Annotated in this window: 21 protein-coding genes and 1 riboswitch; of the genes, 12 read left to right on the forward strand and 9 right to left on the reverse strand. The window is 67.3% G+C overall.

Annotated features, from left to right (window positions below; translation table 11 throughout):
• The first annotated feature begins 18 nt into the window (after positions 1 to 18).
• Positions 19 to 984 carry a ribokinase gene (locus AC5P78_RS16395; protein WP_043035381.1) on the forward strand — a complete coding sequence of 322 codons (966 nt, stop codon included), beginning with the start codon at positions 19 to 21 and terminating at the stop codon, positions 982 to 984.
• A 111-nt stretch (positions 985 to 1,095) separates the two neighbouring features.
• On the opposite strand, the gene AC5P78_RS16400 is transcribed toward AC5P78_RS16395, so the two are convergent.
• On the reverse strand, positions 1,096 to 2,316 hold the full coding sequence (locus tag AC5P78_RS16400) for an MFS transporter (RefSeq protein WP_043035380.1): 1,221 nt from the start codon (positions 2,314 to 2,316) through the stop codon (positions 1,096 to 1,098).
• A gap of 91 nt (positions 2,317 to 2,407) precedes the next feature.
• Between AC5P78_RS16400 and AC5P78_RS16405 the strand changes: the two genes are divergently transcribed.
• The 5 genes from AC5P78_RS16405 to AC5P78_RS16425 all read left to right on the forward strand — a co-directional run bounded on the left by AC5P78_RS16405 (position 2,408) and on the right by AC5P78_RS16425 (position 8,615).
• Positions 2,408 to 3,325 carry a LysR family transcriptional regulator gene (locus AC5P78_RS16405; RefSeq protein WP_043035379.1) on the forward strand — a complete coding sequence of 306 codons (918 nt, stop codon included), beginning with the start codon at positions 2,408 to 2,410 and terminating at the stop codon, positions 3,323 to 3,325.
• A 413-nt stretch (positions 3,326 to 3,738) separates the two neighbouring features.
• A complete protein-coding gene (gene dusB, locus AC5P78_RS16410) occupies positions 3,739 to 4,734 on the forward strand; it encodes a tRNA dihydrouridine synthase DusB (RefSeq protein ID WP_012479176.1) in 996 nt (331 codons plus the stop codon).
• Positions 4,735 to 4,791: 57 nt separating this feature from the next.
• Positions 4,792 to 5,619: a class I SAM-dependent methyltransferase gene (locus AC5P78_RS16415; RefSeq protein ID WP_043035378.1), complete on the forward strand. Its 828-nt coding sequence runs from the start codon at positions 4,792 to 4,794 to the stop codon at positions 5,617 to 5,619.
• 255 nt (positions 5,620 to 5,874) lie between these two features.
• Positions 5,875 to 7,608, forward strand: a complete 1,734-nt coding sequence (locus AC5P78_RS16420; protein ID WP_223846472.1) for a DUF3292 domain-containing protein — start codon at positions 5,875 to 5,877, stop codon at positions 7,606 to 7,608.
• A complete protein-coding gene (locus AC5P78_RS16425) occupies positions 7,605 to 8,615 on the forward strand; it encodes a glycosyltransferase family 2 protein (RefSeq protein WP_049459457.1) in 1,011 nt (336 codons plus the stop codon). The genes AC5P78_RS16420 and AC5P78_RS16425 overlap by 4 nt, the downstream gene beginning before the upstream one ends.
• Positions 8,616 to 8,665: 50 nt before the next feature.
• Here the strand turns inward: AC5P78_RS16425 and AC5P78_RS16430 are convergent, their stop codons facing one another.
• The 3 genes from AC5P78_RS16430 to olsF form a co-directional block, all read right to left on the reverse strand.
• Positions 8,666 to 9,724, reverse strand: a complete 1,059-nt coding sequence (locus AC5P78_RS16430) for a metal-dependent hydrolase (RefSeq protein WP_099524181.1) — start codon at positions 9,722 to 9,724, stop codon at positions 8,666 to 8,668.
• A 150-nt stretch (positions 9,725 to 9,874) separates the two neighbouring features.
• Entirely contained in the window at positions 9,875 to 10,675 is an 801-nt protein-coding gene (locus tag AC5P78_RS16435; protein WP_049459459.1) for a UDP-2,3-diacylglucosamine diphosphatase, read from the reverse strand.
• Positions 10,672 to 12,387 carry a bifunctional ornithine lipid synthase OlsF gene (olsF, locus tag AC5P78_RS16440; RefSeq protein WP_049459460.1) on the reverse strand — a complete coding sequence of 572 codons (1,716 nt, stop codon included), beginning with the start codon at positions 12,385 to 12,387 and terminating at the stop codon, positions 10,672 to 10,674. Before olsF ends, AC5P78_RS16435 begins: the two co-directional genes overlap by 4 nt.
• Positions 12,388 to 12,710: 323 nt before the next feature.
• Here olsF and metK point away from each other — a divergent pair, with 323 nt between their 5' ends.
• Together metK and AC5P78_RS16450 are read left to right on the forward strand one after the other, a co-directional pair.
• On the forward strand, positions 12,711 to 13,922 hold the full coding sequence (gene metK / locus AC5P78_RS16445) for a methionine adenosyltransferase (RefSeq protein WP_005408103.1): 1,212 nt from the start codon (positions 12,711 to 12,713) through the stop codon (positions 13,920 to 13,922).
• Between the two features lie 163 nt (positions 13,923 to 14,085).
• The gene (locus AC5P78_RS16450) at positions 14,086 to 14,592 is read left to right on the forward strand and encodes an acyl-CoA thioesterase (RefSeq protein WP_414498579.1); all 507 of its coding nucleotides are present in this window, start codon (positions 14,086 to 14,088) and stop codon (positions 14,590 to 14,592) included.
• An 87-nt stretch (positions 14,593 to 14,679) separates the two neighbouring features.
• Here the strand turns inward: AC5P78_RS16450 and ppc are convergent, their stop codons facing one another.
• Together ppc and AC5P78_RS16460 are read right to left on the reverse strand one after the other, a co-directional pair.
• The gene (gene ppc, locus AC5P78_RS16455) at positions 14,680 to 17,391 is read right to left on the reverse strand and encodes a phosphoenolpyruvate carboxylase (protein ID WP_012479170.1); all 2,712 of its coding nucleotides are present in this window, start codon (positions 17,389 to 17,391) and stop codon (positions 14,680 to 14,682) included.
• Positions 17,392 to 17,563: 172 nt separating this feature from the next.
• Complete coding sequence (locus AC5P78_RS16460; RefSeq protein ID WP_012479169.1) at positions 17,564 to 20,080, reverse strand: S9 family peptidase; 2,517 nt, start codon at positions 20,078 to 20,080, stop codon at positions 17,564 to 17,566.
• Between the two features lie 120 nt (positions 20,081 to 20,200).
• A riboswitch (S-adenosyl-L-homocysteine riboswitch) is annotated at positions 20,201 to 20,284 on the forward strand.
• Positions 20,285 to 20,320: 36 nt separating this feature from the next.
• Between AC5P78_RS16460 and ahcY the strand changes: the two genes are divergently transcribed.
• From ahcY to AC5P78_RS16475, 3 genes are all read left to right on the forward strand, one after another.
• Complete coding sequence (gene ahcY / locus AC5P78_RS16465) at positions 20,321 to 21,766, forward strand: adenosylhomocysteinase (RefSeq protein WP_004154241.1); 1,446 nt, start codon at positions 20,321 to 20,323, stop codon at positions 21,764 to 21,766.
• 201 nt (positions 21,767 to 21,967) lie between these two features.
• Positions 21,968 to 22,441 carry a Cys-tRNA(Pro) deacylase gene (gene ybaK / locus AC5P78_RS16470; protein WP_012479168.1) on the forward strand — a complete coding sequence of 158 codons (474 nt, stop codon included), beginning with the start codon at positions 21,968 to 21,970 and terminating at the stop codon, positions 22,439 to 22,441.
• Positions 22,441 to 22,926 (forward strand): hypothetical protein, encoded by a 486-nt coding sequence (locus tag AC5P78_RS16475; RefSeq protein ID WP_012479167.1) that lies wholly within the window; start codon positions 22,441 to 22,443, stop codon positions 22,924 to 22,926. Before ybaK ends, AC5P78_RS16475 begins: the two co-directional genes overlap by 1 nt.
• Before the next feature lie 75 nt (positions 22,927 to 23,001).
• On the opposite strand, the gene AC5P78_RS16480 is transcribed toward AC5P78_RS16475, so the two are convergent.
• Complete coding sequence (locus tag AC5P78_RS16480) at positions 23,002 to 23,559, reverse strand: DUF3228 family protein (protein WP_049441723.1); 558 nt, start codon at positions 23,557 to 23,559, stop codon at positions 23,002 to 23,004.
• Positions 23,560 to 23,696: 137 nt separating this feature from the next.
• Here AC5P78_RS16480 and AC5P78_RS16485 point away from each other — a divergent pair, with 137 nt between their 5' ends.
• Positions 23,697 to 25,214 carry an amidohydrolase family protein gene (locus AC5P78_RS16485; RefSeq protein WP_099484692.1) on the forward strand — a complete coding sequence of 506 codons (1,518 nt, stop codon included), beginning with the start codon at positions 23,697 to 23,699 and terminating at the stop codon, positions 25,212 to 25,214.
• A 6-nt stretch (positions 25,215 to 25,220) separates the two neighbouring features.
• Here AC5P78_RS16485 and AC5P78_RS16490 read toward each other — a convergent pair whose 3' ends face one another.
• Positions 25,221 to 25,952 carry a LytR/AlgR family response regulator transcription factor gene (locus AC5P78_RS16490; RefSeq protein ID WP_005408094.1) on the reverse strand — a complete coding sequence of 244 codons (732 nt, stop codon included), beginning with the start codon at positions 25,950 to 25,952 and terminating at the stop codon, positions 25,221 to 25,223.
• A complete protein-coding gene (locus tag AC5P78_RS16495) occupies positions 25,949 to 26,995 on the reverse strand; it encodes a sensor histidine kinase (RefSeq protein WP_060380073.1) in 1,047 nt (348 codons plus the stop codon). The genes AC5P78_RS16490 and AC5P78_RS16495 overlap by 4 nt, the downstream gene beginning before the upstream one ends.
• Positions 26,996 to 26,997 lie beyond the last annotated feature (2 nt).

Consider the following 26,997-nt stretch of genomic DNA (forward strand, 5'->3'; position numbering starts at 1 on the left):
GTTGAGAAAAGATTCCCTATGAGCAGCAGTGTCGTTGTCGTCGGTTCCTTCAATGTCGATCACGTGTGGCGGTGCGAGTCGCTGCCGGCACCGGGCGCGACCATTGCCGGCCGCTACAGCACCGGCCCCGGTGGCAAGGGCTTCAACCAGGCCGTGGCGGCCTGCCGCGCCGGTGCCGAGACGCACTTCGTGTGCGCGCTGGGCGACGACGCCGGTGGCGCCACCGCGCGCGAACTGGCGGCGCAGGATGGTTTCGGCCTCATCGCCGAAGCCAGCAGCGAACCGACCGGCACCGCCGGCATCTACGTCGATGCCCGTGGCCGCAACACCATCGTGATCGGCCCGGGTGCCAACGCTGCGCTGAGCACCGACTTCCTGCAACAGCAGCAGGCCCTGCTGACCGGCGCCAGGGTGGTGCTGGTGCAGCTGGAATCGCCGGTGCAGACCATCGAAGCGGCACTGGCCACGGCCCGCGAGGCCGGCGTCACCACCGTGCTCAACACCGCACCGGCCGATGCCCCCTCGACCATCGGCCTGCTCAAGCTGGCCGATGTGATCACCCCGAACGAGACCGAGTTCGCTGCCCTGCTCGGCCGCCATGTCGGTGAGCGCGTGGATGCCAACGACGTCGCCGCGCTGGATGGCGCCAGCCTGCACGCGCTGTGCCGCAAGCTGGTCGGCAACGGTACCGTGGTGGTCACCCTGGGCTCGGTGGGCGTGTTCGTGTCGCATGCCGACGAGAACCTGCGCGGCGATACCCAGCCGTACTACCGCGTGGGCGCCGAACAGGTACAGGCCATCGACACCACCGGTGCCGGTGACGCCTTCAACGGTGCGCTGGCCGCGTCGCTGGCGCAGGTGGCCGACGCCCCGTTTGCCCGCCATGTGCGCTTCGCCAACCAGTTCGCCGGCCGTTCGACCGAGAAGGAAGGCGCCGCTGCAGCAATGCCGCGCTTCACCCCGGCCGATTCCGAAGCAAAGTAAATCCACGCCGTGCGTGGATGAAGAAGCCCGGGCATGCAGATGCCCGGGCTTTTTTGTGGGTCTTCCATCCACGCATGGCGTGGATCTACTGCAAGCACCACGGCGGCACGTTCAATGGGGTAGATCCACGCCATGCGTGGATGCACGAGACCGGGCAAGCCATCGCAGCAACAGGCCTGCGGCAATCGCCAGCAACGCAACGGCCGCGCCCACCGCACCCAGCGATGCCAGGCCGAAGCGTTCGATGGCGCCGCCTCCCAACAGCGCCCCCAGGCCGATGCCTGCATTGGCCGCCGAGACATTCAAGGTTCCGGCCAGCGCCTGTGCCTGCGGCGCTGCACGCATCACCCGCACCTGGCACAGCGGAAACAGCGCGGTGTGGGCCACGCCCCAGACCGCCAGCGCGATGAGCGCGAATGCTCCCTGCCCGGCCAGCCCGACGCTGCCCAGCACGCCCAGCGCCAATACGCCACAGAACGCCAAGGTCGCACCCAGTGGCGCGCGATCCACCCAGCGGCCGCCCAACGCGTTGCCGATCAATCCAACCGCACCGAAGCCCATCAGCCACCACCCCACCTGTGCGGCAGGAACCCACAGCAGCCGTTCGAGTACATCGGCCAGATAGGTATAGGCAGCGAACATGGCGGTGAACACCAGCACCGACAACAGCACATTGCCCTGCAGCCAGGGCTGGCGCAGCACGCGTGCCTGTTCGCGCAGCGCGCGCCGCGGCCCGGCAACCGTATCGGGCATCCACAACGCTAATGCAGCGGCCATCAGCAGTGACAACGCTGCCAGCAACCAGAAGCTGCCGCGCCAACCGATGGCATCGGCAGCCAACGTGCCCAGCGGAATGCCGAACAGCATCGCGGCGGTGATGCCCAGATAGACCCGTGCCACCGCACGCCCCCCCTGCTCCGCAGGTGCCAGCAGTGCAGCAGTCTCGCTGGCCGTGCCCCAGAACACCGGCAGGGCCAGCGCCGGCAGCACCCGTGCCAGCGCCAGCAGCCATGGCTGCGTGGACATCGCGGCCAGCGCGTTGGAGCCGGCGAACAGCAGCAGGATGGCCACGAACAGGCGGCGTCGGTCGACGTGCGCGAGCAGCGCGGTCAACGGTGGCCCGGCCAGCATCACGGTGAACGCAAACAGGGTGACCAGTTGCCCGGCACGGGCAATGCCCAGGCCAAGGTCGTGGGCCAGTGCCGGCAGCAGGCCGACGATCAGGAACTCGGTGGTAACGATGACGAAAGCGGACACCGCCAGCAGGGCGACCGAAAGCTGTCGGCGCACATTGGCGTGGCCAGCGGCCACGGGAGAATCGGGGGAGGACATGGAGGAGCACCAGAACTGGAGCCGCCAGACTATTTATTCCCGTAGTTCCGATTACTGCTATATTTTCCACCTATTCAAGACAAAATTTCCCATGCTCCCCACCGAACGCCTGCGTGGCATCGAGGCCTTTGTCGCCACCGCTGACGCCGGCAGCTTCACCGCTGCCGCCGAGCGCCTGCATGTAACCAGTTCGGCGGTCGGCAAGACCATCGCACGGCTCGAGGCACGGCTGGGAGCCAGATTGTTCGAACGCAGCACCCGGCGATTGCGCCTGACCGAAGCCGGTGAAGGATTCCATCGCACCTGCGTGCGGGTGCTGGCCGAACTGGCTGATGCCGAATCAGTGCTGGCCGCACATGGCGGGGCGCCCGTGGGGCGTCTGCGCGTGGATGCGCCGGCCACCTTCGGGCGCCTCAAAGTCTGGCCGTTGCTGCTGCAGCTGGCCGATGCGTTCCCGCACCTGCGGCCGCAGGTGACCTTCGGCGACCGCTTCATCGACCTGGCCGAGGACGGCATCGATCTGGCTGTGCGCATCGGTGGCCCCGAGCCGCTGCCAGCGACCCTGGGCAGCCGCCTGCTCGGCTACGAGCGCCTGTGCTTCTGCGCGTCGCCGGCCTATCTGGAACGGCACGGCCTGCCCCGTTCGACCTCCGAACTGGCCGACCACGACGGCGTGATGTTCGGCCGCGCCGACGGCAGCATCGGGCCGTGGCAGGTGGCTGACGCCGGGAATCGCAGCGCATGGCTGCAGGCCCGCGCACGCCTGGTGGTCGGTAGTGCCGAAGCGCAGGTGGCGGCGGTCGAGGCCGGCTTTGGCATCGCCCAGCTGGCCACCTGGCTGGTCGATGACGCGCTGGCACGCGGCAGCCTGGTTTCGATCCTGCCAACGCTGGACTGCCGCGGCCTGCCCTTGCGCCTGTTGTGGCCACAGGGCCGGCAGCTGTTGCCGCGCGTGGATGTGGCATTGGACCGTCTCGGCGCCGGGTTGCAGATCGATCCGCCGCGCTGAGCGCGGGGCCATCAGGGACGACCGCAGGCAGTGCCATCGCAGCCTGGTCGACTGATAATCGATTCTCCCTAGGCTGGAGGCATTCCCAAGCCTGGGCAACGCCGGGCCTGGCAGCCGGGGGCAGCGCGACCGGGTAGAGTCGACTGGTAGTCGACTGCTTTCCGGCCAGGCCGCGGAAACCCCGCGCTTCGCGCGATAGTCGACTGACAGTCGACTCTACCCCGTCTCGCCACATCCCCAGCCCGGCGGCATTGGCCTTCACCAAGCACCCCACCATCACCCGCCCTTGGGGGCGGTGGAAGCAACCATCAAGCATCTGCTGATGCCGGTACGGCATGAGGTCGGTGCCGATCGGCCTGAACCCGGAGGCCGCCGACACAACCGTGCCGCCGCCCGCGCCCTACAATGGGCGCATGCAGATCGGCCCGTACACCATTGCCCCCAACGTCGTGCTGGCGCCCATGGCCGGCGTCACCGACAAGCCCTTCCGCCTGCTGTGCAAACGGCTGGGCGCGGGTCTGGCCGCCTCGGAAATGACCATCAGTGATCCGCGCTTCTGGAACACGCGCAAGTCGATCCACCGCATGGACCATGACGGCGAACCGGCCCCGATCAGCGTGCAGATCGCCGGCACCGAGCCGCAGCAGCTGGCCGAGGCCGCACGCTACAACGTCGACCACGGCGCGCAGATCATCGACATCAACATGGGCTGCCCGGCCAAGAAGGTCTGCAACGCCTGGGCCGGTTCGGCACTGATGCGCGACGAGCAGCTGGTGGCGCGCATCCTCGAGGCCGTGGTCAACGCGGTGGACGTGCCGGTCACGCTGAAGATCCGCACCGGTTGGGACTGCGACCATCGCAATGGCCCGCTGATCGCACGCATCGCCGAGGACAGCGGTATCGCGGCACTGGCGGTGCACGGCCGTACCCGCGACCAGCACTACACCGGCCAGGCGGAGTACGCCACGATCGGCGAGATCAAGGCCGCGCTGCGCATTCCGGTGATCGCCAACGGCGATATCGATTCGCCGCAGAAGGCCGCCTACGTCCTGAAGGAAACCGGCGTGGATGCGGTGATGATCGGTCGCTCGGCGCAGGGCCGGCCGTGGATCTTCCGCGAAGTGGCGCACTACCTGGCCACCGGCGAGGAACTGCCACCGCCATCACTGGCGGAAGTGCGCGACATCCTGCTTGGCCACCTGCACGCGCTGCATGCGTTCTATGGCGAGCCGCAGGGCGTGCGCATCGCGCGCAAGCACCTGGGCTGGTATGCCAAGGACCGGCCGGAGAATGCCGCTTTCCGCGCGGTGGTCAACCGTGCCGAGGATCCGGCCAGCCAGATCGCATTGACCACCGAATACTTCGACCGCCTGATCGCCGGGGAACCGGCGCTGCCTTCGGCGGCCTGAGCCACCAGCCCCGCGTTTGCGAACAGTCGAGCCAGCTCGACGCTACAAGAGCCCACCATGACCCCGCCGATTTCCTCCCCGACCTATCTGCACGGGTTTTCCGGCACCGAGCAGCAGCGCCTGATGACCCAGGCCCGGCTGCTGGAATCGAGCATCTTCGGCCAGATCGACTACAGCGGCGCGCGGCGCCTGCTGGAAGTCGGCAGCGGCGTGGGCGCACAGACCGAGATCCTGCTGCGCCGCTTCCCCGAGCTGCACGTGACCGGCGTGGACCTGAGCGAAACGCAGCTGGCCACCGCGCGCGAGAACCTGGCGCGCACGCCGTGGTGCAGCGACCGCTATACCCTGCAGCAGGCCGATGCCAGTGAGCTGCCGTTCGAGGCACGCAGCTTCGACGCGGCGTTCCTGTGCTGGGTGCTGGAGCACGTGCCGTCACCCGCACGTGTGCTGAGCGAAGTGCGCCGGGTGCTGGCACCGGGTTCGCCGGTGTACATCACCGAAGTGATGAATGCCTCGTTCTTGCTCGATCCGTATTCGCCGCACATCTGGCGCTACTGGATGGCCTTCAACGATTTCCAGTACGACCACGGGGGCGACCCGTTCGTCGGCGCCAAGCTGGGCAACCTGCTGCTGGCCGGCGGCTTCCGCGACGTGCACACCGAGATCAAGACCATCCACCTGGACAACCGCGAGCCGGCGCGTCGCAAGACGATGATCGCGTTCTGGGAACAGCTGCTGCTGTCGGCCGCCGACCAGCTGCTGCAGGCCGGCTCGGTGGACGAGGAAACCGTGGAAGGCATGCGCCGCGAGTTCCGCCTGGTGCAGAACGACCCGAACGCGGTGTTCTTCTACTCGTTCGTGCAGGGCCGCGCGACGGTGTATTGAGGCCTATCCTCGCCACAGGATGGCCTGCGGCTCCGGCGGCAACCGGCTAGAATCCCGCAGTCCCGGCCTCGGAACGGCGCGTGCCGGGATCCCCCTCTATTGCCCTCAGGCATCGGTGTGCGGGTACGTCGCGCATGGATGGACCTTACCTGCGAGCGCATGATGAGTGACAGCGGCCGAACGCCTTTCCCTGCCCAGGACCCGGGCCAGACGGGCGGACTTCGCCCTGGCCAGGTTCGCCTGCTTGCCGGGATCATGGCGCTGCTGTGCATCCTGTATGTCGCGCTCGCACTGACGCCTTCTTCCTACTCGCTGGCCTACGAGTACCTCGGCCTGACCCCGCAGCAGCCGCTGCTCGGTACCGCCCGCTACATCCGCACCGACGAATGGATGGTGTTCACGCCGTACATCCAGATCGCGGTCAACAACGACTTCGGGCAGTTCAATGCGCACTCGGCATACCACGAGTCACTGCGCACCTTCCAGGCGCTGCCGCTGCAGGACTGGGGGCTGCTGTTCAAGCCGTACCACTGGGCGTTCTTCATGCTGCCTGCAGCGAACGCCTATTCATTCTTCTTCATGTTCATGGCCATGGCCTTCCTGAGCGGATGGGCCCTGCTCCTGCGCCAACTGCGGATGCCGGCACTAGCCGCAGTACTGGTTTCGACCACGCTGTTCTTCGCGCCGTTCGTGCAGGTCTGGTGGACCAGTAATGCCGGTGCCTTCGCGCTGGCACCCTGGGCTGCGGTGGCATGGCTGGGCATCGGCCATCGCGCGCTGCGCATCGTGGCCTGCGCCTATGCACTGGCGGCATGGCTGATCGCGGTGTCCTACCCACCTTTCATCATTTCCTCGGTGCTGGCCCTGGCGGTGCTGGTGCTGGCGGTCCGGCGCGATGCCATCACCGTTGTACGTCTGGTCGATGCCGCCATCGCAGGCGCGATCGCACTGGCGGTGTTCGTCGGCTACTTCCACGACATCATCCCGATCGTGCGCAACACGGTGTACCCCGGCCAGCGCCAGAGCGCCGGTGGCGGTGTCGGCCTGACCAGCCTGCTCGCGCACCTCTTCCCGAACCTGATGACCTACCGGTTCGCACCGCTGCCGTTGTTCAAGGCATCCAACGATTGCGAAATCGCGGTGCTGGGCAGCCTGCTGCCACTGTTCACGCTGGTGCTGGCCGATGGCGCACGGCTGCGTGAATGGGCGAAAAGCCATCGCAGCTCCCTGCTGATCCTCGCCGCCGGCCTGCTGTTCATCGCCTGCTGGATCTTCCTGCCTGTGCCTGCCGTGGTTGGCAAACTGACCACCCTGTCGATGGTGCCCCCCGCTCGCGCACTGCTGGCCTTCGGCCTGTTGCTCAACATCGCCTGCGCGATGATCCTGGTGCACTGCGGCGTGCGCCTGCAGCGCTGGCGCCTGCTGCTTCTGGCGGCGTTGCTGATGGTCGGCAGCCTGGCCAAGTTCCTGTTCGGTGAAGGCCAGTTCAGTCGCCTGCACAGCGCTGCCGATGCCATTCCCTACCTGTGCCTGGCCGCACTCGCCGTCGCCGCGCGGCGCCCGCAGTTGTCGGTTCACGCCGCGAGCCTGGTGCTGGCCACGGCCGCGCTGGCCAACCTGCTGGGCAACGGCCTGTTCAATCCCGTGCAGCCGGCCGGCCCGATCTTCGCAATGGACCGCACTGCCGTCCTGCACTCCCTGCAGGCCCGCGGCTCAGCCACCACGACCGAAGGCGCGCTGGTGGCTCCCGGTGGGTTCGGGGCCCTCCTGCCGGGTGTTGGCATTCCCGCCGTGAACCATGTGCTGTACCTGCCACAGATGGATTACTTCCGCCGCTACTTCCCATCCCTGCCCGACGAGCAGTTCGACTTCACCTTCAACCGCTACCACCACATCACCGTAGCGCCTGAGGGCGACGCACCACGGGTGCTGCAGGGGGATCTGGTGGAACTGCCGGCAAAACCCCTGCTGGCCCACCCAGCCCCATGAATCCGATGACCACCACTTCGCCCTCCGCATCCACGCCGGCTCGGATCGCCGTGATCATCCCCTGCTACAAAGTGACCCGCCACGTGCTGTCCGTGCTGGCGGCGATCGATGATGCGGTAACGGCGATCTACTGCGTGGACGATGCGTGCCCCGACGGCAGCGGCCGCCTGATCCAGGCCGAAGCCAACGACCCGCGCATCACCGTGCTGTTCCATCAGCACAACCTCGGCGTCGGCGGCGCGATCAAGACCGGGTACCGCGCGGCCATCGCCGATGGCATGGACATTCTGGTCAAGGTCGATGGCGATGGGCAGATGGACCCGGCGCTGCTGATGGACTTCGTCGCGCCGATCGCCGACGGCCATGCCGACTACACCAAGGGCAACCGATTCTGGAACCTGACCCACATCCGCCGCATGCCCCCGGTGCGGCGCCTGGGCAACCTGCTGCTGTCCTTCATGACCAAGGCTTCGTCCGGGTACTGGCAGGTGTTCGATCCGACCAACGGCTACACCGCCATCCATGCCAAGGTCGCCAGCCACCTGAAACTCGAGGCGGTCAGCGACCGCTATTTCTTCGAGACCGACATGCTGTTCCGACTGAACACCGTGCGCGCGGTCGTGCAGGATGTGGCAATGGATGCCCACTACGGCGACGAAACCAGCAACCTGCGCATTGGTCGCATCCTGGGTGAGTTCACCTTCAAGCACCTGCGCAACACGCTCAAGCGCATTGCCTACAACTATTTCCTGCGCGACCTCAGCATCGCGTCGCTGGAGCTGATCGCCGGCAGCAGCCTGCTCGCCTTCGGGGGGCTGTTCGGGCTGTACCACTGGGTACGGTCGGCCCAGGCCGATGTCGCCACGCCGGTGGGTACCATCATGATCGCCATGGTCGCGCTGATCTCCGGGCTGCAGTTCCTGCTGGCGTTCGTTGGCTTTGACATCGCCAACGTGCCGCGCCAGGTGCTGAACCGTTCGATCAAGCTCAACCGCCAGCCGCAGTAGAGCCACGCCCTGCGTGGCTGTTGTTCGCGCCATCCACGCATGGCGTGGATCTACGGGTGCGCAGCGCCGGTCGCGGATGCTGCCGGCTCGTGCCAGATGCGTTGCCACATCGCGGCCAGCCGGCGCCCGGCGTCGGCGCGTGCTGCCGGGCTGCTGTAGTCCACGCGCAGCTGTTCGGGCACGATCGGCCGCCACTGCCCGCCCACCTGTTCGGCCACGGCGAAGTTGAAGGTGTAATCCGGTTCCAGGCCCATGCGCAGATCACTCAGCACCAGGCGCCCGTCAACGACCTGCGCACGCATGAAGCCGCGGTTGAACCACTGCAGTCGCTGCACCGCCGGAATCGCCTGCGCCTCGCGCAGTGCCTGCACGTTGGAGGGATGGCCTTCGAACTGCATCGGCCCATGATCGGCGACCAGCGAGCGGTCTCCGACCACGTAGCCATTGGGCGTCATCGCCACTACCCGCCATAGCAGCGTGTTGAACGGCATCGGTACCGAGAAGCGCGGCGCATCGGCCAGGCCCATCGCGGCCAGGCTCTGCTGCGCGACGCGGTCGACCTGCGCCTTGGCGATCAGGCCCCAGCCCAGGTATGCGCTGCTGACCAGCAGTGACACGCCCAGCACCTTGCCGACCCAGGGGCGCGCACGACCGAACCAGGCCACTACGCAGCCCAGCAGCAGCCACACAGTGTATGCAGGGTCGATGATGAAGACGCTGGAGCCCATGGTTGGATGTGGCCGCAGCGGCCACCACAACTGGGTGCCATAGACAGTGAACGCATCCAGCACCGGGTGGGTCACCAGCGCCAGCTGGATCGCCCAGAACCAGCGCACCGGTGACTGCGCGACCCGGCCATTTCCAAAGCGCTTGAACAACCACCAGATCAGCGCCGCCACCCACGGCAGCACCAGCAACGAATGGCTGAAGCTGCGGTGCTCGACCATGTTCGCTACCGGGTCGGTGGCGGTGAAGCCGAGCCACAGCGCGTCGAGGTCCGGCAGAGTACCGAGCGCGGCACCGGCCAGCAGTGCCGCACGGCGATGGCCGGGCGGAGCAATGGCAGCGGCGACGGCGCCACCAAGTACGATCTGGGTCAGGGAATCCATGGGCCGATGCTAACGGCTTACGGGCGTGCCGTCTCACTCCCGGACACCGTTTCTGTAGAGTCGACTGTTAGTCGACTGCTCTTCCATCAGGCTGCGGACACCGCGCGCTGCGCGCGATAGTCGACTAACAGTCGACTCTACGGAAACGGGTTACGCCGCCTGTGACAAGCGCGCGCCCGGTAGCTCCACCAAGGTCTGCCCGTTGTGGTCCAGCAGGCGCAGCGCGCCGTCGTGGTCTTCGACCAGCGCGGTCAGGCTTTCCACCCAGTCACCATCGTTCGCATAGACCAGGCCGTCGCGTTCGACCAGCGCGGCGCGGTGGATATGGCCACAGACGATGCCATCCAGGCCACGCCGGCGCACGTCGTCCAGCCCGGCCTGCACGAAGCGCTCGATGTAGCGTTCGGCCGCACCACTGCGCTTTTTCAGGAACTCCGACAGCGACCAGTAGCGCATGCCCAGCCGGCGCCGCACTGCATTCAGCGCCTGGTTGCCGGTGAGGATGCGGTAGTACAGCCAGTCACCGAACTTTTCCTGCAGGCCGCCGAAGTGGGTCACGCCGTCGTAGTCGTCGCCATGCGCGACCAGCAGCCGGCGGCCATCGGCGGTCACGTGGATGGCGCGGCGGCGCACCTGCATCGCCGGCAGCATCAGCCCGCACACCTGGCGCAGCGAGGCATCGTGGTTGCCGGGAATGTAGATGATCTCGGTGCCGGCACGGCGCAGCGCGTGCAGGGCCTGGATGACCTCGCTGTGCGACTGCCGCCAGTTGGCACGGCGATGGGCCATCCACCACAGGTCGATGATGTCACCGACCAGGTACAGACGCTCACAGCGCAGCTGCGAGAGAAAACGTGCCAGTTCGGTGGCATGGCAATGACGTGAACCCAGGTGCACGTCGGAGACGAACACTGCGCGCCGGTGCGGCGACAGGTTCGCCAGCACGCTCATGCCGGCATCCCCGCATCGCGCAGGTAGCGTTTGCGCTTGTTCGGCCGGATCGCGCACAGGTCCACTTCGATCAGGCCGTCGATCGAATCGCTGAAGTCCGGGTCGACACCGAAGGCGAGGAAGCGCGCGCCACCGGGTTCGCACAGATCGGTGTACTGGCGATACAGCGTCGGCACGCCGGTGCCGAGTGCGGCCAGGTTGGCCTTGAGCACGTCGAACGCGGCGCCTGCATCCAGCTCGCCAAAACTCGGCGGCGCGGCGAAGTACTGGAACGGGCGGTTCGATTCGGCCAGGCCGGCGGTACCGCCGTAATAGCGCTGGTAGTACGCCACCAGCTGCTCGCGCGCATCGCGTGGCAGCGCCGCGCTGATCGACACGGCGCCGAACAGGTAGCGGATACCCGGCCGGCACTGCAGGTAGGCACCGATGCCCTGCCACAGGTAGTCCAGGCTGCGGCTGCCCCAGTAGTCGGGCACCACGAAGCTGCGGCCCAGTTCCAGGCCTTCGGCGATGTGGGTGATGGCATCGTCGGAATAGCGGAACAGCGACGCGCTGTAGAGCCCGGACAGTCCGTGCCGGGCCAGCGCATGGGCGCCGCGCATGATCCGGTACGCGCCGGCGATGCGCTGCGCGGCCGCGTCCCAGATCACGATGTGCTCGTACTGCGGGTCGTAATCGTCCAGGTCCCGGCTGCGCCCGGTGCCCTCGCCCACCTGGCGGAAGGTCAGTTCGCGCAGGCGGCCCAGCTCCAGCAGCAGCGGCGAATCGGCAGTACAAGTGGCCAGCAGAATCTGCTTGCCGTCGGCGGTCTGGCCCAGCTGGGTGGCTGCGGCAATCCCAGCGGCGACCTGCGAGGGTGGCACCGGCGCCGCCAGCGGCTCGGGGCCTGCGAAGGCAGCGGCATTGCCGGCCGCGCCATTGCGGCCCAGCGCATACAGCGCGCGGCGTACCGACAGCAGCTGCGCGCCCGGGTCACCGCCCTTGCCCAGCTGCATCGGCTCACCGATGCTCAGGCGCAGCGGGCGGCCGCGGCGGGTGAACATCTCGCGCGCCAGCAGCGCGGTGCCGGCCGGCTTGAACAGGGTCGAGGCGCCGTAGAACAGCGCCGAGTTGCGCGCTTCCACCCGTACCGGCAGCACCGGCGCGCCGGCGGCACGGGCAAAGCGGACGAAACCGCGCTGCCAGCGACCATCGCGGATGCCTCGCAGCGAGAGGCGCGAGACCTCGCCGGCCGGGAACACGATCACGCACTGCTCGGCGGCCAACGCCTCCTCCACAGCGTGCAGGCTGCCACGCTGGGCCTTGCCACCAAGGATGCGCACCGGCAACAGCAGGTCCTGCAGTGGCGCAATCGCCCCCAGCAGGTCGTTGGCCACGATCCGCACATCGCGGCGGATGCGGCCGACCGCGTCCAGCAGGGCCAGCGCGTCCAGTGCGCCGGACGGGTGGTTGGCGACGATCAGCAAGCGACCGGTGGCCGGGATCTTCGCCAACGCGGCCGGATCCACCTGGTACTGGCCATCGATGAACTCCAGCCCGGCGGCGACGAAGCCGAATCCGCGCAATCCTGCACTGCGCTGCAGGAACGCTTCGATCTGGTCCAACCGCGACCAGCGCCCGACGCTGCGAAGCAATGGCCGCGCCAGTTGGCCACGACGGCCATGGAACCAATCGGGAAAGCGTTGCTGGAGACGCTGTTCAAGTTCCTGCATGGCGGATCCACTCATGCCCGGCGGCCGTATTGGCCGACAGCCTGCGCCCGGCAGGCGGCAGCCAGATGGCGGTTTCGGGGCAGAACGATGACGGTCGTCCCCGGCCGGAGGGGCCGCAACCGCCCCCCTCGCCACCCGGCCCGCCGTCACACTGGTGGAACACTGGGCCTCGAGGCCGGGGCCCAATCCCGTCAGGACGGCCCTTGCCGGGCCTACGCGGGCTTAACCACCGGCAACCGGTACAGGTTCACAATGCACAGGCGGCGCACCCCGTGTATCATGCGCGCCCATCTTTCCATCCGAATCAAGGGATATTACGCCTGATGTCCAGCTATCTCTTCACCTCCGAGTCGGTCTCCGAAGGCCATCCGGACAAGGTTGCCGACCAGATCTCCGATGCGGTGCTGGACGCGATCCTGACCCAGGACCAGCGCGCCCGCGTGGCCTGCGAGACCATGGTCAAGACCGGCGTTGCCATCGTGGCCGGTGAAATCACCACCAGCGCCTGGATCGACCTGGAAGCCCTGACCCGCAAGGTCATCACGGACATCGGCTATGACAGCTCCGACGTCGGCTTCGACGGCGCCACCTGCGGCGTGCTGAACCTGATCGGCAAGCAGTCGCCGCACATCGCCCAGGGCGTGGACCGCAAGAAGCCGGAAGAAATGGGCGCTGGCGACCAGGGCCTGATGTTCGGCTATGCCACCAACGAGACCGACAGCTACATGCCGGCCGCGATCCACCTGTCGCACCGCCTGGTCGAGCAGCAGGCCAAGATCCGCAAGAAGAAGAACTCGCCGCTGTCGTGGCTGCGTCCGGACGCCAAGAGCCAGGTCACCCTGCGCTATGAAAACGGCGTGGTCTCGGCCATCGACGCCGTGGTGCTGTCGACCCAGCATGCCCCGGGCATCAAGCAGAAGGACCTCATCGAGGCCGTCCGCGAAGAGATCATCAAGCCGGTGCTGCCGGCCAAGTGGCTGCACAAGGGCACCAAGTTCCACATCAACCCGACCGGCAAGTTCGAGATCGGCGGCCCGGTGGGCGACTGCGGCCTGACCGGCCGCAAGATCATCGTCGACACCTACGGCGGCTGGGCCCGTCACGGTGGTGGCGCCTTCTCCGGCAAGGATCCGTCCAAGGTCGATCGTTCGGCGGCCTACGCGGCCCGCTACGTCGCCAAGAACGTGGTTGCCGCCGGCCTGGCCGACCGTTGCGAAGTGCAGGTCTCCTACGCCATCGGCGTGGCTGAGCCGACCTCGATCTCGGTCACCACCTTCGGCACCGGCAAGATCAGCGACGACAAGATCGAGAAGCTGATCCGCAAGCACTTCGACCTGCGCCCGTACGGCATCATCAAGATGCTGGACCTGATCCACCCGATGTACCAGCAGACCGCGGCCTATGGCCACTTCGGCCGCAAGCCGAAGGAGTTCAGCTACCTCAACGGCGAAGGCGAGACCGTCAACGCCACGGCCTTCTCCTGGGAGAAGACCGACCGCGCCGCCGCCCTGCGCGCCGATGCGAAGCTGAAGTAAAACCGGCTGGTAGAGCCGACCGGTAGAGCCGACTGTTAGTAGTCGGCTGACCTTGAAGAAGGGCCGCGCAAGCGGCCCTTCTGCTTTCTGGTAGAGCCGGCCGCTGGCCGGCTTTTTCATGGCCTCCGGAAACAATCGCGCGGTTGCCGATACAATCCGCCGCATGTCGACCGAACTGAAAACCCACCAGCTGTCCATGACCGTGCTGATGTCGCCGGAAATGGCCAATTTCTCCGGCAAGGTCCACGGTGGTGCGATCCTGCGCCTGCTCGACCAGGTCGCCTACGCCTGCGCCAGCCGTTACGCCGGCAGCTACGTAGTCACCCTGTCGGTGGACCAGGTGATGTTCCGCCAGCCCATCGCGGTGGGCGAGCTGGTCACCTTCCTGGCCTCGGTGAACTACACGGGCACCTCGTCGATGGAGATCGGCATCAAGGTGGTGGCCGAGGACATCCTCAAGCGCAGCGTGCGCCACGCCAACAGCTGCTTCTTCACGATGGTGGCGGTGGACGAGGAAGGCCGGCCGACGCCGGTGCCGCCCCTGCAGCCGGCCACATCCGACGAGAAGCGCCGCCAGGCTGCCGCGCTGATCCGCCGCCAGCTGCGCCAGGAAATGGAACAGCGCCATCTGGAACTGGTGGCGTCGAACCCGCCGTCGCCGGAGGAATGAGGTAGTGCCGGACGGTGGCCGGCAACCTCGTGCGTGCCGCCAGACATCATGAGGTTGCCGGCCAGCGGCCGGCACTACCGCTACACCTCACCCGGTGTTCTGCACGCCCTGTGAAACACCGTTCACGCACGCCACCAGCGCACGCAGCAGATCGTCATCCTCGCGTCCGCTGGCCCGCCAGCGCTGCAGCAGGTCCACCTGCAGCATGCTGATCGGATCGACATAGGGATTGCGCAGACGGATCGACAGCGCCAGCCGCGCATCGTGGTCCAGCAGCGTCTGCTGGTCCATCAATGCCAGCAGCCAGTGCCGGGTGAGTTCCAGTTCGCGCTGCACCTGCGGGAAGAAGCGCCCGTGCAACTCGCCGGACAGCTGCGAGAACTGCTCGGCGATGGTGATATCGCCCTTGGACAGCACCATCGAGATATCGTCCAGGAACGTACGGAAAAACGGCCAGTCTCGCGCCATATCGCGCAGGGTCTGTTCGTGGCCGGCATCCACCGCCGCCTGCAGGCCACTGCCCACGCCATACCAACCGGGAATCACCGCGCGTGCCTGGCTCCAGGCGAATACCCACGGAATCGCGCGCAGGTTGCCCAGTGCTGCGTCCTGGCCGAGCCGGCGCGACGGACGCGAGCCCAGCGTCATCCGCTCGATCACATCGATCGGCGTGGCGGTACGGAAGTAATCCATGAAGCCGGCCTGGCCAACGAACGCGCGATACACCTCACTGCTGGCCCCAGCCACCGCATCCATCACCGGCCGCCAGTCGTCCTCGCGGGGCTCGGCAGCACGCGGGCGCAGGCTGGCGCGCAGCACCGCGCCGGTGGCCTGTTCCAGCGAGCGCAAAGCCAGCGCGCGGATACCGTACTTGCGATGAATCACCTCGCCCTGCTCGGTCACCCGCAGGCGGCCATCGATGCTGCCGCGTGGTGAAGCATCCACCGCGTGCGTGGTCTTGCCACCGCCACGGCTGATCGAGCCGCCACGGCCATGGAAGAAGGTCAGGCGGATGCCCGCCTCGGCCGCCACCTCCAGCAGCTCCACCTGTGCACGCTGCAGGCCCCAGCGCGAGGCAGCGATGCCACCGTCCTTGCTGCTGTCCGAGTAGCCCAGCATCACCATCTGCACGTCGTCGCGTGCCTGCAGGTGCGCGCGATAGATCGGGTCGGCCAGCAGGTCACGCAGGGTCGCGGTGCCGCGCTTGAGATCATCCACCGTCTCGAACAGCGGTGCGATATCCAGCGGTACTGATCCGTTCTCTTCCACCAGGCCGCCACGGCGTGCCAGCGCCAGCACCGCGAGCACGTCGCTGCGGTCGTGCGCCATCGAGATGATGTAGCTGCCCAGCGCATCGCTGCCATGCCGCGCACGCGCATCGGCCAGTGCAGCGAACACCGCGTCCAGCCGCTGGTTGCCCTCGTCGTCGCCGTTGGGCAATGCCGTTTCACCGCTGGCATGCGGGCTCAGCAGCCGCGCACGGCCCGCCACATCCAGCGCCTGCCAGGCCTCTTCGCCACCCAGCACGGCGGCCAGCGCGCGCGCATGCACGCTCGACTCCTGGCGCACATCCAGCCGCGCCAGATGGAAGCCGAAGGTCTTCACCCGCCACAGCAGGCGCTGCACGGCAAAACCACCAGCGTGCTCGCCACGGTTCGCAAGCAGGCTGTCGAGGATCAGCTGCAGGTCGTCGATCAATTCGGCGGGGCCGGCGTAGGCGCCCCCGCCATTGTCCAGCGTGGCCTGCAGGCGTGCGCGCATGCGGTCGTTGAGCAGGCGGTACGGCATATCGGCGTGGCGCGGGCGCGACTGCACCTGCGGCAGCAGCTGCTGGTACTGCGCCACGCGCGCCTGCAGCGCATCGCTCACCCCTACCCGCTCGGTGGACTGGCTGAGCAGGCTGGCCAGCTGCAGCAGTTCCTTCTGGTAGCGCCCGAGCACCGCCTGCCGCTGCGCATCCAGCGTATTGCGGATGGTGTGGGCATCCACGTTCGGATTGCCGTCCATGTCGCCGCCCACCCACGTACCAAAGCGCAGCAGGCGCGGCAGCGGCAGTTCTTCGCCGTAGGTATCGCGCAGCGCCTGCTGCAGCGATTCGTACAGCACCGGGATCACCCGGTACAGCACCTGCACCAGGTAGAAGCCGACGTGCTCGCGCTCGTCATCCACGGTCGGCCGCACCGGTGAGGAATCGGTGGTCTGCCACGACGCGGTCAGCGCCATGCGGAAGCGCGCGGCATCGGCGGCGGCCTCACCCGGGGTGCGCTGGCCGTCGAGGTTGTCGACCAGGCTGGCCACCATCAGCTGCTCTTTTTCCAGCAACGCGCGGCGCACGGCTTCGGTCGGATGCGCGGTGAACACCGGTTCGATGTCGATGCGCGGCAGCCACTGCGCCAGTTCGTCCAGGCCCACGCCCTGCGCCTTCAGGTGCTGCAGTGCATCCTGCAGGCCATCGGGCTGCGCCCCTGCGGTACCGGCGCGCTGGTAGTCACGGCGGCGGCGGATGCGATGCACGCGCTCGGCGATGTTGACCACCTGGAAGTAGGTGCTGAAGGCCCGCACCATGGTCTCGGCCTGCTGCGGCGTGCGCCCGGCCAGGCCATCGGCCAGCTCCGACAGCGGCGCCTGGTTTTCGCGACGGGCGATGGCGCGGGTACGCACGTCCTCGACGTCATCAAGAAACGCGGCCGACACCTGTTCGACCAGCAGGTCGCCGACCAGTGCGCCAAGCCGGCGCACATCATCGCGAAGCGGAAGATCGGGAGAAGCAAACTCGATGCTGCTGCGGTACTCGTTCATCGGCGACGCACAGGCCTCGGTCAACGGATCCAGGCCCCAAGCCTATCCCAGATCGGGCGTCGTGCTGCGATGCAAAAATGGTTTCATCTGGTAGTGCCGGCCGCTGGCCGGCAACCTCAGGTTGCATGTCTCCATGAGGTTGCCGGCCAGCGGCCGGCACTACCAGGCCCGGTCAGCGCTTCTTCTTCGCCTTGCCCTGCTCGGCCGGGCCGATGGTCTGCTCCAGCCAGCGCTCGCTTTCGGCCAGCATGGTCATGATCGATTCGCGTGCGCGGTAGGCGTGCGATTCGTTCGGCAGCATCACCAGCCGCGCGGTGCCACCCAGGCCCTTCACCGCAGCAAACATGCGCTCGCTCTGGATCGGGAAGGTGCCGGAGTTGTTGTCGTCCACGCCGTGGATGAAGAGGATCGGGTCCTTGATCCTGTCGGCGTAGTTGAACGGCGCCATCTTCTGGTAGACGTCCTGCGCCTGCCAGTAGTTGCGCTCCTCGGCCTGAAAGCCGAACGGCGTGAGTGTGCGGTTGTAGGCGCCGCTGCGCGCGATACCCGCCTTGAACAGGCGCGTATGCGCCAGCAGGTTGGCGGTCATGAACGCACCGTAGGAATGGCCGCCGATGGCGATGTGGTCGCGATCGGTCACGCCACGGCGCACCACTTCATCCACCGCTGCCTGCGCGTTGGCCACCAGCTGTTCGATGTAGGTGTCGTTCGGCTCCTTGTCGCCCTCGCCGATGATCGGCATCGACGGGCTGGCCAGCACCACGTAGCCCTTGGCCAGGAACGCCTGCGGGCCCCAGTAGCTGACCGCATTGAAGCGGTACGGCGAATCGGTCACCTGGCTGGCCGCGGCTGCGCTCTTGAACTCACCCGGATAGGCCCACATCAGCAGCGGGCGCGGGCCGTCGCGCTTCGGGTCGTAGCCCGGCGGCAGCAGCAGGGTCGCGGTCAGGTCGACGCCATCCTTGCGCTTGTAGCGGATCTGCTCCTTCTGCACGCCCTTCAACTGCGGCAGCGGATGGGCGAAGCGGGTCAGCGCACGCGGCGCAGCACCCGCATCGGCCAGCGACTGCACGTAGAAGTTGGCCGGCTCGTCCGGGCTCTCGCGGCTCAGCAGCAGCGAACCGCCCTGGTTGTCCAGCAATGCCACCGGCAGCGAATAGCTCGGCGCCTGCGAGTGGAACAGGCGGGTGGCCTTGCCACTGGCAATGTCGAAGCGGTCCACGAACGGACGATCGCCTTCCGGCGACGCACCGGCACCGGCCAGATACAGGCTGCTGCCATCGGCGCTGGTCTGCAGCAGCGAACGGCCCCGCTCGTCACTGGACAACAGCGGCCGGCCCGGATCGGAGTAGCGGTCCTGCGCATCGCGGTCCCACATCAGGCGCGGCTCGGCACCGGCGTTGTCCGGGGCGATCAACCAGGTCTTGGTCCTGCGGGTCTTCCACCACGATTCGGTCAGCAGGGCCAGGTCACCGCGGCCCCAGCTGATGCCGGCCAGGCGGCTGCCAAGCTGGGCCAGGGTGACCGGCGGTTTGTCGAACGGCGCGGCCTGCATCAGCACCGCATCGCGTACCTTGGCGTCCCTGTTCGGGTCGCCGCCGTCCTGCGCTTCGGCCCAGACCAGGGTGGCGTCGGCATCACCGCGCCAGCGGATGTCGCGCACGCCGGTCACTTCGGCGTCGTTGCCGGTCGGCAGCCCTTCCACCAGCGGGCGCACGGCCACGGTGTGCACCAGCTTGCCGCTGGCACGGTCGATCACTTCGATGCGGCGCGGGAAGCTGTCCACCGGCACCACGTACGAATACGGGCGCTGCACCGGCTGGCGCAGCACGAAGCGGCCATCCGGCGACACCGAGAAGCCCATGAAGATGCCGGCCGCGCCGATCGCGCGGGTACTGCCATCCAGGCTGACTTCCATCGGCTGGGTGGTCGCGTAGTAATCGAACTGGCGCGCATCAGCCTCGTTCTTCAGCAGGTCCTGGTAGGTACGGATCGACACCACGCCGCCGCCCTGGCTGGTCTGCTGCACTGCCGGGCCGGTCGGAATGCCGTCGGCGGCCGGGGCCGCACCGAGGTTGGCCGGGCGGGTGAACACCACCAGTCCGCGGCTGTCCGGCAGCCACTGGTAGCCGCTGCCGATCACCGTGTTCAGGCCGGCAACCAGGCGACGGGCGCTGCCGCCGGCCACGTCCACCAGCCACAGTTCATTGGCGCCACTGCCGGCGTCGACCTGGTTGAAGGCCAGCCACTTCTGGTCCGGCGACCACGTCACACTGGCGATCGACAGCTTGGCAGGCAGGCCGCTGATCTGCCGCTCCTTGCCGTCGGCCACGTTCATCAGCCACAGCTTCTCGCCGAAGCTGAAGCGGCTGTCGGAGAACGTGCGCGGGTTGATGCGCAGGCCGGCCAGCTTCAGTTCCGGCTGCGCCACCACCTGGATCGAAGGCAGCGACGGCATCTGCATCATCGCGGCCACGTCGCGGCGCGGCGACAGGTACAACGAGGGTGCACGCGGCGCGTCCACCACCGCCTGCAGCGCGGCCGACGGCAGTTCGTAGCCGTTGACGCCCTGGGCCTGTGCGGCCACCGGCTGCGGCGCTGCGGCCCAGGCCAGCGGGGCCACCGCCAGCAGTCCCATCGACAGGACCAGGCCGGTCCAGCGCCGAGTACGGCGCGCGTGCATGCTCATCGTTCCACCTGTGTGATGCGTGAAAACACCGACCTTAACAGGCCGTGCACGCGGCCCCATCTGCCGATGGTTGGGTCATCCGGATGTCACGTCGGGGCCGCGATATAATGGGGGTTCTCCCCTGCCGAGGGGCGCTGCGACCGGATCCCACGAGGCCCGGCCAGGCTCGGTAAGGTGGCTTTGTAACAACGGCGCCCGGCTAGATGCGAGCATCCGCTCGTCCACAACCGGAGCACACGAATGAACGCTGTTGCCAAGACCTTCTCCACCGAAGGTGACTACAAGATCCGCGATATCACGCTGGCCGACTGGGGCCGCAAGGAACTGGACATCGCCGAGCACGAAATGCCGGGCCTGATGTCGATCCGCCGCAAGTACCAGGCCGAGCTGCCGCTGAAGGGCGTGCGCGTGACCGGCTCGCTGCACATGACCATCCAGACCGCGGTGCTGATCGAGACCCTGAAGGACATCGGCGCCGACGTGCGCTGGGCCTCGTGCAACATCTTCTCGACCCAGGACCACGCGGCCGCCGCCATTGCGGCCACCGGCACCCCGGTGTTTGCCTGGAAGGGCGAGACCCTGGAAGAGTACTGGGACTGCACCCTGGACGCGCTGACCTTCACCCTGGCCGATGGCACCCTGACCGGCCCGGAGCTGGTGGTGGACGACGGCGGTGACGTGACCCTGCTGATCCACAAGGGCTACGAGCTGGAAAACGGCAGCGACTGGGTCAACACCGCCTCCTCCTCGCACGAAGAACAGGTCATCAAGAACCTGCTCAAGCGCGTCGCCAAGGAGCGCCCGGGTTACTGGGGCCGCGTGGTCAAGGACTGGAAGGGCGTCTCCGAAGAGACCACCACCGGCGTGCACCGCCTGTACCAACTGGCCCAGGCCGGCACCCTGCTGATCCCGGCGATCAACGTCAACGACTCGGTCACCAAGAGCAAGTTCGACAACCTGTACGGCTGCCGCGAGTCGCTGGCCGACGGCCTGAAGCGCGCGATGGACGTGATGCTGGCCGGCAAGGTGGCCGTGGTCTGCGGCTACGGCGACGTCGGCAAGGGCTGCGCCGCCTCGCTGCGTGCCTACGGCGCGCGCGTGATCGTCACCGAGATCGACCCGATCTGCGCCCTGCAGGCGGCGATGGAAGGCTATGAAGTCAACACCATCGAATCGACCCTGGGCCGTGCCGACCTGTACGTCACCACCACCGGCAACAAGGACATCATCCGCATCGAGCACCTGAGCGCGATGAAGGACCAGGCCATCGTCTGCAACATCGGCCACTTCGACAACGAGATCCAGGTCGATGCGCTGGTGTCGTTCGCCGGCATCAAGCACGTCAACATCAAGCCGCAGGTGGACAAGTACATCTTCCCGAACGGCAACGCGATCTTCCTGCTGGCCGAAGGCCGCCTGGTGAACCTGGGCTGCGCCACCGGCCACCCGAGCTTCGTGATGTCCAACAGCTTCGCCAACCAGACCCTGGCACAGATCGACCTGTGGGCGAACAAGGACAGCTACGAGAAGAAGGTCTACCTGCTGCCGAAGAAGCTGGACGAGGAAGTGGCCCGCCTGCACCTGGAAAAGATCGGCGTGAAGCTGACCACCCTGAGCCAGGAACAGGCCGACTACATCGGCGTGCCGGTGGAAGGCCCGTTCAAGCCGGACCACTACCGCTACTGATGCCTGCGGGGTGCCGGCCAGCGGCCGGCACTACCTGTGCATGCAACACCACGGAACGGGCGCCTTCGGGCGTCCGTTCTGCGTTTGCGTGTGGTCGTACACCCCGCATCCAGTCCCCACTGGTAGATCCACGCCATGCGTGGATGCTCCGGCAGTAGCTTCGGTCAAGGCAACGCGCCCAGCGCGCGCTACGATGCAGCCATGACCCCGGCCATCAACCTGCTCAAGCGCGAGAAGATCGCCCACACCGTGCGCAGCTACGTGCACGACGCCCACGCCGAATCCTATGGCGGCGAAGCCGTGGACAAGCTCGGCCTCGATCCGGCCCAGGTGTTCAAGACCCTGCTGGCCAGCACCGAGACACACGAACTGCTGGTGGCGATCGTGCCGGTGGCCGGCCAGCTGGACCTGAAGGCACTGGCCGAAGCCGCCGGCTGCAAGAAGTGCGAGATGGCCGCCGCCGATGCCGCGCAGCGCGCGACCGGTTACCTGGTCGGTGGCATCAGCCCGCTCGGGCAGAAGAAGCGCCTGCGCACCTTCCTGGACGCCAGCGCCGAAGCGCTGCCCAGCCTGCATGTCAGCGCCGGTCGCCGTGGCCTGGAAGTGGAACTGGCGCCGGCCGATCTGCTGCGCCTGACAACCGGCAACTACGCTGCCATCGGCAAGTCACGCTGATGCGCTGGCCGTGGTCTGCAGCGCCGATACCCCGGCTCGACGATGCACAGGCCGATGTGCTGCTGCAGGACCTGTTGTCGCGCGACGCAACGCGCATCACCGATGCCGCCCGCGTCGTCGCACGACTGTTCAGTGCCTCATCGTTGGACGCGTTGAGCGCACATGTGGATCTGATCGAACAACGCTGCCAGGGCATCGCGCTTGGCGGCATGCTGATCAGCAACCAGGCGTATCTGAAGGCCGCCCTGCGTCGGCTGCGTTACTGGCGTGCACGCGAGGGTTGCCTGTGCGCGCTCAACCCCGGCTACCCGTTCTTCGATCCCCGTCGCCTGATTGAACAAGGACAGATGCAGCTGCTCTCGGTGGAAGAGGCTGAGGGCTGCTGGGGCGACTGCCACGCCGTTGCCTGCACGCAATGCGGCCAGCATTGGCAGGCCATCGACCGCGAGTACCATTACCCGTGGTGGGAATGGAAAGCTGCCTGAAGGCCAAGCGGCCACGCATGGCGTGGCTCTACTGCGGTCCGCACATTCACGCGATGCGTGGATGACAAATGTTGCTCACGGCCGCCAGTTCGCGTTGTTCTCCCAGAACTCGACGGAACGCCGGTAGGCTTCGCGGTCCAGCGGCACGCCGGATCCGCCCTCGTCCACGCCCAGCGCATTGCGCATCATCGTGATCGGTGCCATCGGTACCTCTTCCGGTTCGGCGGTGTAGATGCAGCCGACGATGCCCCAGTCGGCCTCGATCGGCGAGCCTTCCCTGGCCAGCTGCCCGGCGCTGTACAGGATCACCACCAGGTAGCTCGCACGCGGTGATTCCACGCCCTCGAACCAGCGCACCAGCACCGGTAGTTCCTCGCGGTTGCGCGCTTCGTAACCACTGCGCAGCAGGTGGCGGTTGGCCTCGGTGATCGGTACGGTCAGGCAGCGCGTGCTGGTCCAGTTCTCGTAGACGAACAGCTTGCAGAACGGGGCGTAGCCGTCGAGTACCTTCAGTGGCGCATGCGCATTGAGGTGTGCCTCGAACTGCTCGGCAGTGCAGTCCTGGATGGTGTTGCCACGCGGCACGCGCGGGAACAGGCGGGGACGGGCGAAATGGGTGAGGACGATGGACATGGCGCGGGTGTGATCAGGAGTTCTGCTGCACAGGGTAACCGCCCCGGAGGCAGACAGGGCCGGATGCCGATGGTCACTGGCGCCAGCGTCCCGCTTGCAGCACCCTGCGGGCGACCCACTACAAGGATCGCCGGCTCATGGATGCAGCATGCGCATTGCCCCGTTCCGCCCACCGTCGGCAGTGGCCGATCGTACTGGTCATCCTCCTGCTGGCGCCGCCATTGCTGTTCGCCGCCGCTCTGCTCTGGCCGCTGTCGGCTCCGCCGTTGCCCGAGCCGGGCAACAGCCGCGTGATCGTCAACGCGCGGGTGGTGGACGTGGCGCGCGGCCAGGTCAGCGAACCCACCACCGTGACAGTGCGCCACGGCACCATCACTGCCATTGGGGAAGATCCGCAGGACGCGCGGCTTCCCGTGCTCGACGCCGGCGGCCGCTGGCTGCTGCCCGGTTTCTGGGACATGCACACCCACGCACTGCAATTGTCGCCGCAGCTGCAGTTCCCGCTGATGCTGGCCAACGGCATCACCGGCACCCGCGACATGATGGACTGCCCGCAGACCACCGATCCGCTGATCGCCTGCGTGGCCGACAAGCGCCGCTGGACCGCACAGGCCATTGCCGGGCAGCAGGTTGCACCGCGCTTCGTACAGATCGCCAGTTTCTACTTCGAAGATCCGTCACTCACGCCGGAGGCCGCCGCTGCGCGTGCACGGACGTACAGCGCGCGCGGGGTCGAGGCGTTGAAGGTCTACAACCGGCTGCGTGCGGACACCTATCAGCGGCTGGCCACCGAGGCGCAGCAGCTGCGCCGTCCGTTGGTCGGCCACCTGCCCAAGGCGGTGCCTCTGGACGACGCGGTGCAGGCGGGCCAGCGCAGCTTCGAGCACGCCCATCTGTTCGTGCGCCACTGCTTCGACAACGCGGCGGCATGGCGCGGTGGCACGCTCGACGGCGAAGACCCGATCGTACTGGCCGAACGCATGGTTGCCAGCTATCAGCCCACGCTCTGCAACAAGGCGTTCGCTTTGATGCAGGCCAGCGGTGCCGCGTTCGTACCGACCCATGTCACCCGCGAAGAAGATGCACGCGCAAGCGACCCCGCCTTCGTCGACGATCCGAGCCTGGCCTATCTGGACCCGCTTTCACGCTGGGCGTGGCGTGATGACCTGCAGGCCACCGCAGCGCGCTATCCCGGCCGACGCGGCCAAGACGCACTGAAGACCTACTTCGAGCATGGCCTGGCTCTCACCGGTGCGGCCCATCGTGCCGGCGTCACCGTGCTGGTCGGCACCGATACCGGATTGGGCGGCTTCCGCTACCACGATGAACTGCAGTGGCTGCGACAGGCCGGCCTGAGCCAGGCCGACGTGCTGCGCGCAGCTACGCTGCAGGCCGCACGTCATCTGCAACGGCAGGCATCGCATGGAAGCGTCGAGGTCGGCAAAGCCGCAGACCTGGTGCTGCTTGATGGCAACCCGCTGCACGACATCGCCAATACCCGCCGCGTGCATGCCGTGCTGCTGGCCGGCCACCTCTATGACCGCCCGCGGCTGGATGCGCTACAGACTTATGCGCGCAGGCAGGCACGCTCGCCCGCAGTGATGGCACGCCTGCTGTGGGGATTCATCACCAGCCCGGTCAGTGCCGAGCTGTAGCGGCAGCTACAACGCCATCCGCTCGCGCAGTTCACGTGCCTGCCGCCGCGATACCTCCACCTCGCTGCCGTCGTCCAGCGCCAGATCGTAGCCATCTGCAATGCTGGGCGTCACGCCACGAATGCGGCGCAGGTTGACCAGCGTGTTGCGGTTGGCGCGGAAGAACAACTCCGGCGGCAGGCGTGCTTCCAGCGCGCTCAGGCTGCGGGTCAGCAGGGCGTTCTGGTCGCGGAACCATAGCCGTGTGTAGTTGCCATCCACCACCAGCCGACGGATCTCCGAGACCGCGACGAACCAGCAGCGTTCGCCCTCGCGCACGAACACCTGGTCCTGCGCGCCCAGCGTGCTGCGCGGCTCCGGCGTTTCGCCCGCCACCACCTCGCGCTGGCGCGCCCGCTGCAACGCTTCCAGCAAGCGCGGCGCCTCGACGGGCTTTACCAGATAGTCCAGCGCATTGGCCTGGAAGGCGCGCACCGCGTAAGTGTCGTAGGCAGTAACGAAGACCACCGCCGGCACCGTCTCCAGCCCATCCAGCACATCGAAGCCGCTGCCGGAGGGCATCTGCACATCCAGCAGCACCAGGTCTGGCGCCAGTGTGGCGATCGCCTCGCGTGCAGCGGGCACATCGTCGGCCTCGCCCACGCACTGCACCCATGGCAGCGCCGACAACAGCGTGCGCAGCTCCTGGCGCGCCAGCCGTGCATCATCAACGATCAACACACGCAGCACGCCACTCATTGCGGAATCTCCAGCAGGGCCTGCATGCGGTCGCCGACCGGCTGCAGGGTGAAACGACCCTGCGTGCCGAGCTGCGCACGCAGGTAGGCAAGGCCAACGCCATGGCCATGGGTGGGCTCGTTGGCGCTGCCCAGCGGATTGTCCACCTGCAGGCGCAGCACGTCATTGTCCAGCGTGGCACGGATCTGCACCTCACCGCCGCCCGGGCGGCTGGCGATGCCATGCTTGATCGCATTCTCCACCAGCAGCTGCAGCGCCATCGCCGGCAGCTGTGCCTGCATGGCATCGGCATCAATGTGCTGGCTTACCTGCAGGCGCTGTTCGAAGTGGACTGCCTCGATGGCCAGGTAGTCGTCCACTACCACCAGTTCCTCGGCCAGGGTGACCTGCTCGCTGCGGTTGTGCGCCAGCGCTTGGCGCAGCGTGCGCGACAGGCGGGTGACCATATCGCGCGCACGCTCCGGGTCTTCCAGGATCAGCGCGCGCAGGTTGTTCAGCGCATTGAACATGAAATGCGGGTTGAGCCGTGCACGCAGTGCATCGCGCTCCAGCGCGCTGCGCTCGGCCTCGGCACGCAGGCGCGCCAGTTCCGCACTGCGTATCCGGCGCAGGCTGTGCAGGCCTGCCCAGAGCGCTCCCCACAGGGCCAGCATCACCGCAGTGGTGTACCAGTAGAGCAGCAGCGCCTTGGGGCTGAAGTCGGCCGTCTGCCGTCCCAGGCTCACCCAGTTCCAGGCCAGCGCCGAGTGCAGCGCGATGTTCACCAGCAGCTGCGCCACTGCCGCGCCCAATGCCACCGACAGCGCCAGCCGCAGCAACAGCCCGGCCGTGCCGCGCGCCCACCAGTCGGCACGCAGCGCCAGCGCGCGGATGGCACCGCTGCACCCGAACAGGGCCAACGCCAGACCCAGCGTGATCAACACGCCTGCGCTTCCGGCATCGCTGAAATAGGCCTGGCGCAGGCCGATTCCGGCAACGCCATAGAGCACCCACACCAGCGCATTGAGCAGCCAGAAGCGTACCGTCGAGGAGGAATCCGGCATGT

Source organism: Stenotrophomonas sp. YJH_SMC_133 (assembly GCF_059370655.1).

Excerpts from the sequence above, each read along its gene's own strand:
- AC5P78_RS16395 (WP_043035381.1), top strand. The coding sequence starts at position 19 with ATGAGCAGCAGTGTCGTTGTCGTCGGTTCCTTCAATGTCGATCACGTG.
- AC5P78_RS16400 (WP_043035380.1), bottom strand. The coding sequence starts at position 2,316 with ATGTCCTCCCCCGATTCTCCCGTGGCCGCTGGCCACGCCAATGTGCGC.
- AC5P78_RS16405 (WP_043035379.1), top strand. The coding sequence starts at position 2,408 with ATGCTCCCCACCGAACGCCTGCGTGGCATCGAGGCCTTTGTCGCCACC.
- dusB (WP_012479176.1), top strand. The coding sequence starts at position 3,739 with ATGCAGATCGGCCCGTACACCATTGCCCCCAACGTCGTGCTGGCGCCC.
- AC5P78_RS16415 (WP_043035378.1), top strand. The coding sequence starts at position 4,792 with ATGACCCCGCCGATTTCCTCCCCGACCTATCTGCACGGGTTTTCCGGC.
- AC5P78_RS16420 (WP_223846472.1), top strand. The coding sequence starts at position 5,875 with ATGGCGCTGCTGTGCATCCTGTATGTCGCGCTCGCACTGACGCCTTCT.
- AC5P78_RS16425 (WP_049459457.1), top strand. The coding sequence starts at position 7,605 with ATGAATCCGATGACCACCACTTCGCCCTCCGCATCCACGCCGGCTCGG.
- AC5P78_RS16430 (WP_099524181.1), bottom strand. The coding sequence starts at position 9,724 with ATGGATTCCCTGACCCAGATCGTACTTGGTGGCGCCGTCGCCGCTGCC.
- AC5P78_RS16435 (WP_049459459.1), bottom strand. The coding sequence starts at position 10,675 with ATGAGCGTGCTGGCGAACCTGTCGCCGCACCGGCGCGCAGTGTTCGTC.
- olsF (WP_049459460.1), bottom strand. The coding sequence starts at position 12,387 with ATGCAGGAACTTGAACAGCGTCTCCAGCAACGCTTTCCCGATTGGTTC.
- metK (WP_005408103.1), top strand. The coding sequence starts at position 12,711 with ATGTCCAGCTATCTCTTCACCTCCGAGTCGGTCTCCGAAGGCCATCCG.
- AC5P78_RS16450 (WP_414498579.1), top strand. The coding sequence starts at position 14,086 with ATGTCGACCGAACTGAAAACCCACCAGCTGTCCATGACCGTGCTGATG.
- ppc (WP_012479170.1), bottom strand. The coding sequence starts at position 17,391 with ATGAACGAGTACCGCAGCAGCATCGAGTTTGCTTCTCCCGATCTTCCG.
- AC5P78_RS16460 (WP_012479169.1), bottom strand. The coding sequence starts at position 20,080 with ATGAGCATGCACGCGCGCCGTACTCGGCGCTGGACCGGCCTGGTCCTG.
- ahcY (WP_004154241.1), top strand. The coding sequence starts at position 20,321 with ATGAACGCTGTTGCCAAGACCTTCTCCACCGAAGGTGACTACAAGATC.
- ybaK (WP_012479168.1), top strand. The coding sequence starts at position 21,968 with ATGACCCCGGCCATCAACCTGCTCAAGCGCGAGAAGATCGCCCACACC.
- AC5P78_RS16475 (WP_012479167.1), top strand. The coding sequence starts at position 22,441 with ATGCGCTGGCCGTGGTCTGCAGCGCCGATACCCCGGCTCGACGATGCA.
- AC5P78_RS16480 (WP_049441723.1), bottom strand. The coding sequence starts at position 23,559 with ATGTCCATCGTCCTCACCCATTTCGCCCGTCCCCGCCTGTTCCCGCGC.
- AC5P78_RS16485 (WP_099484692.1), top strand. The coding sequence starts at position 23,697 with ATGGATGCAGCATGCGCATTGCCCCGTTCCGCCCACCGTCGGCAGTGG.
- AC5P78_RS16490 (WP_005408094.1), bottom strand. The coding sequence starts at position 25,952 with ATGAGTGGCGTGCTGCGTGTGTTGATCGTTGATGATGCACGGCTGGCG.
- AC5P78_RS16495 (WP_060380073.1), bottom strand. The coding sequence starts at position 26,995 with ATGCCGGATTCCTCCTCGACGGTACGCTTCTGGCTGCTCAATGCGCTG.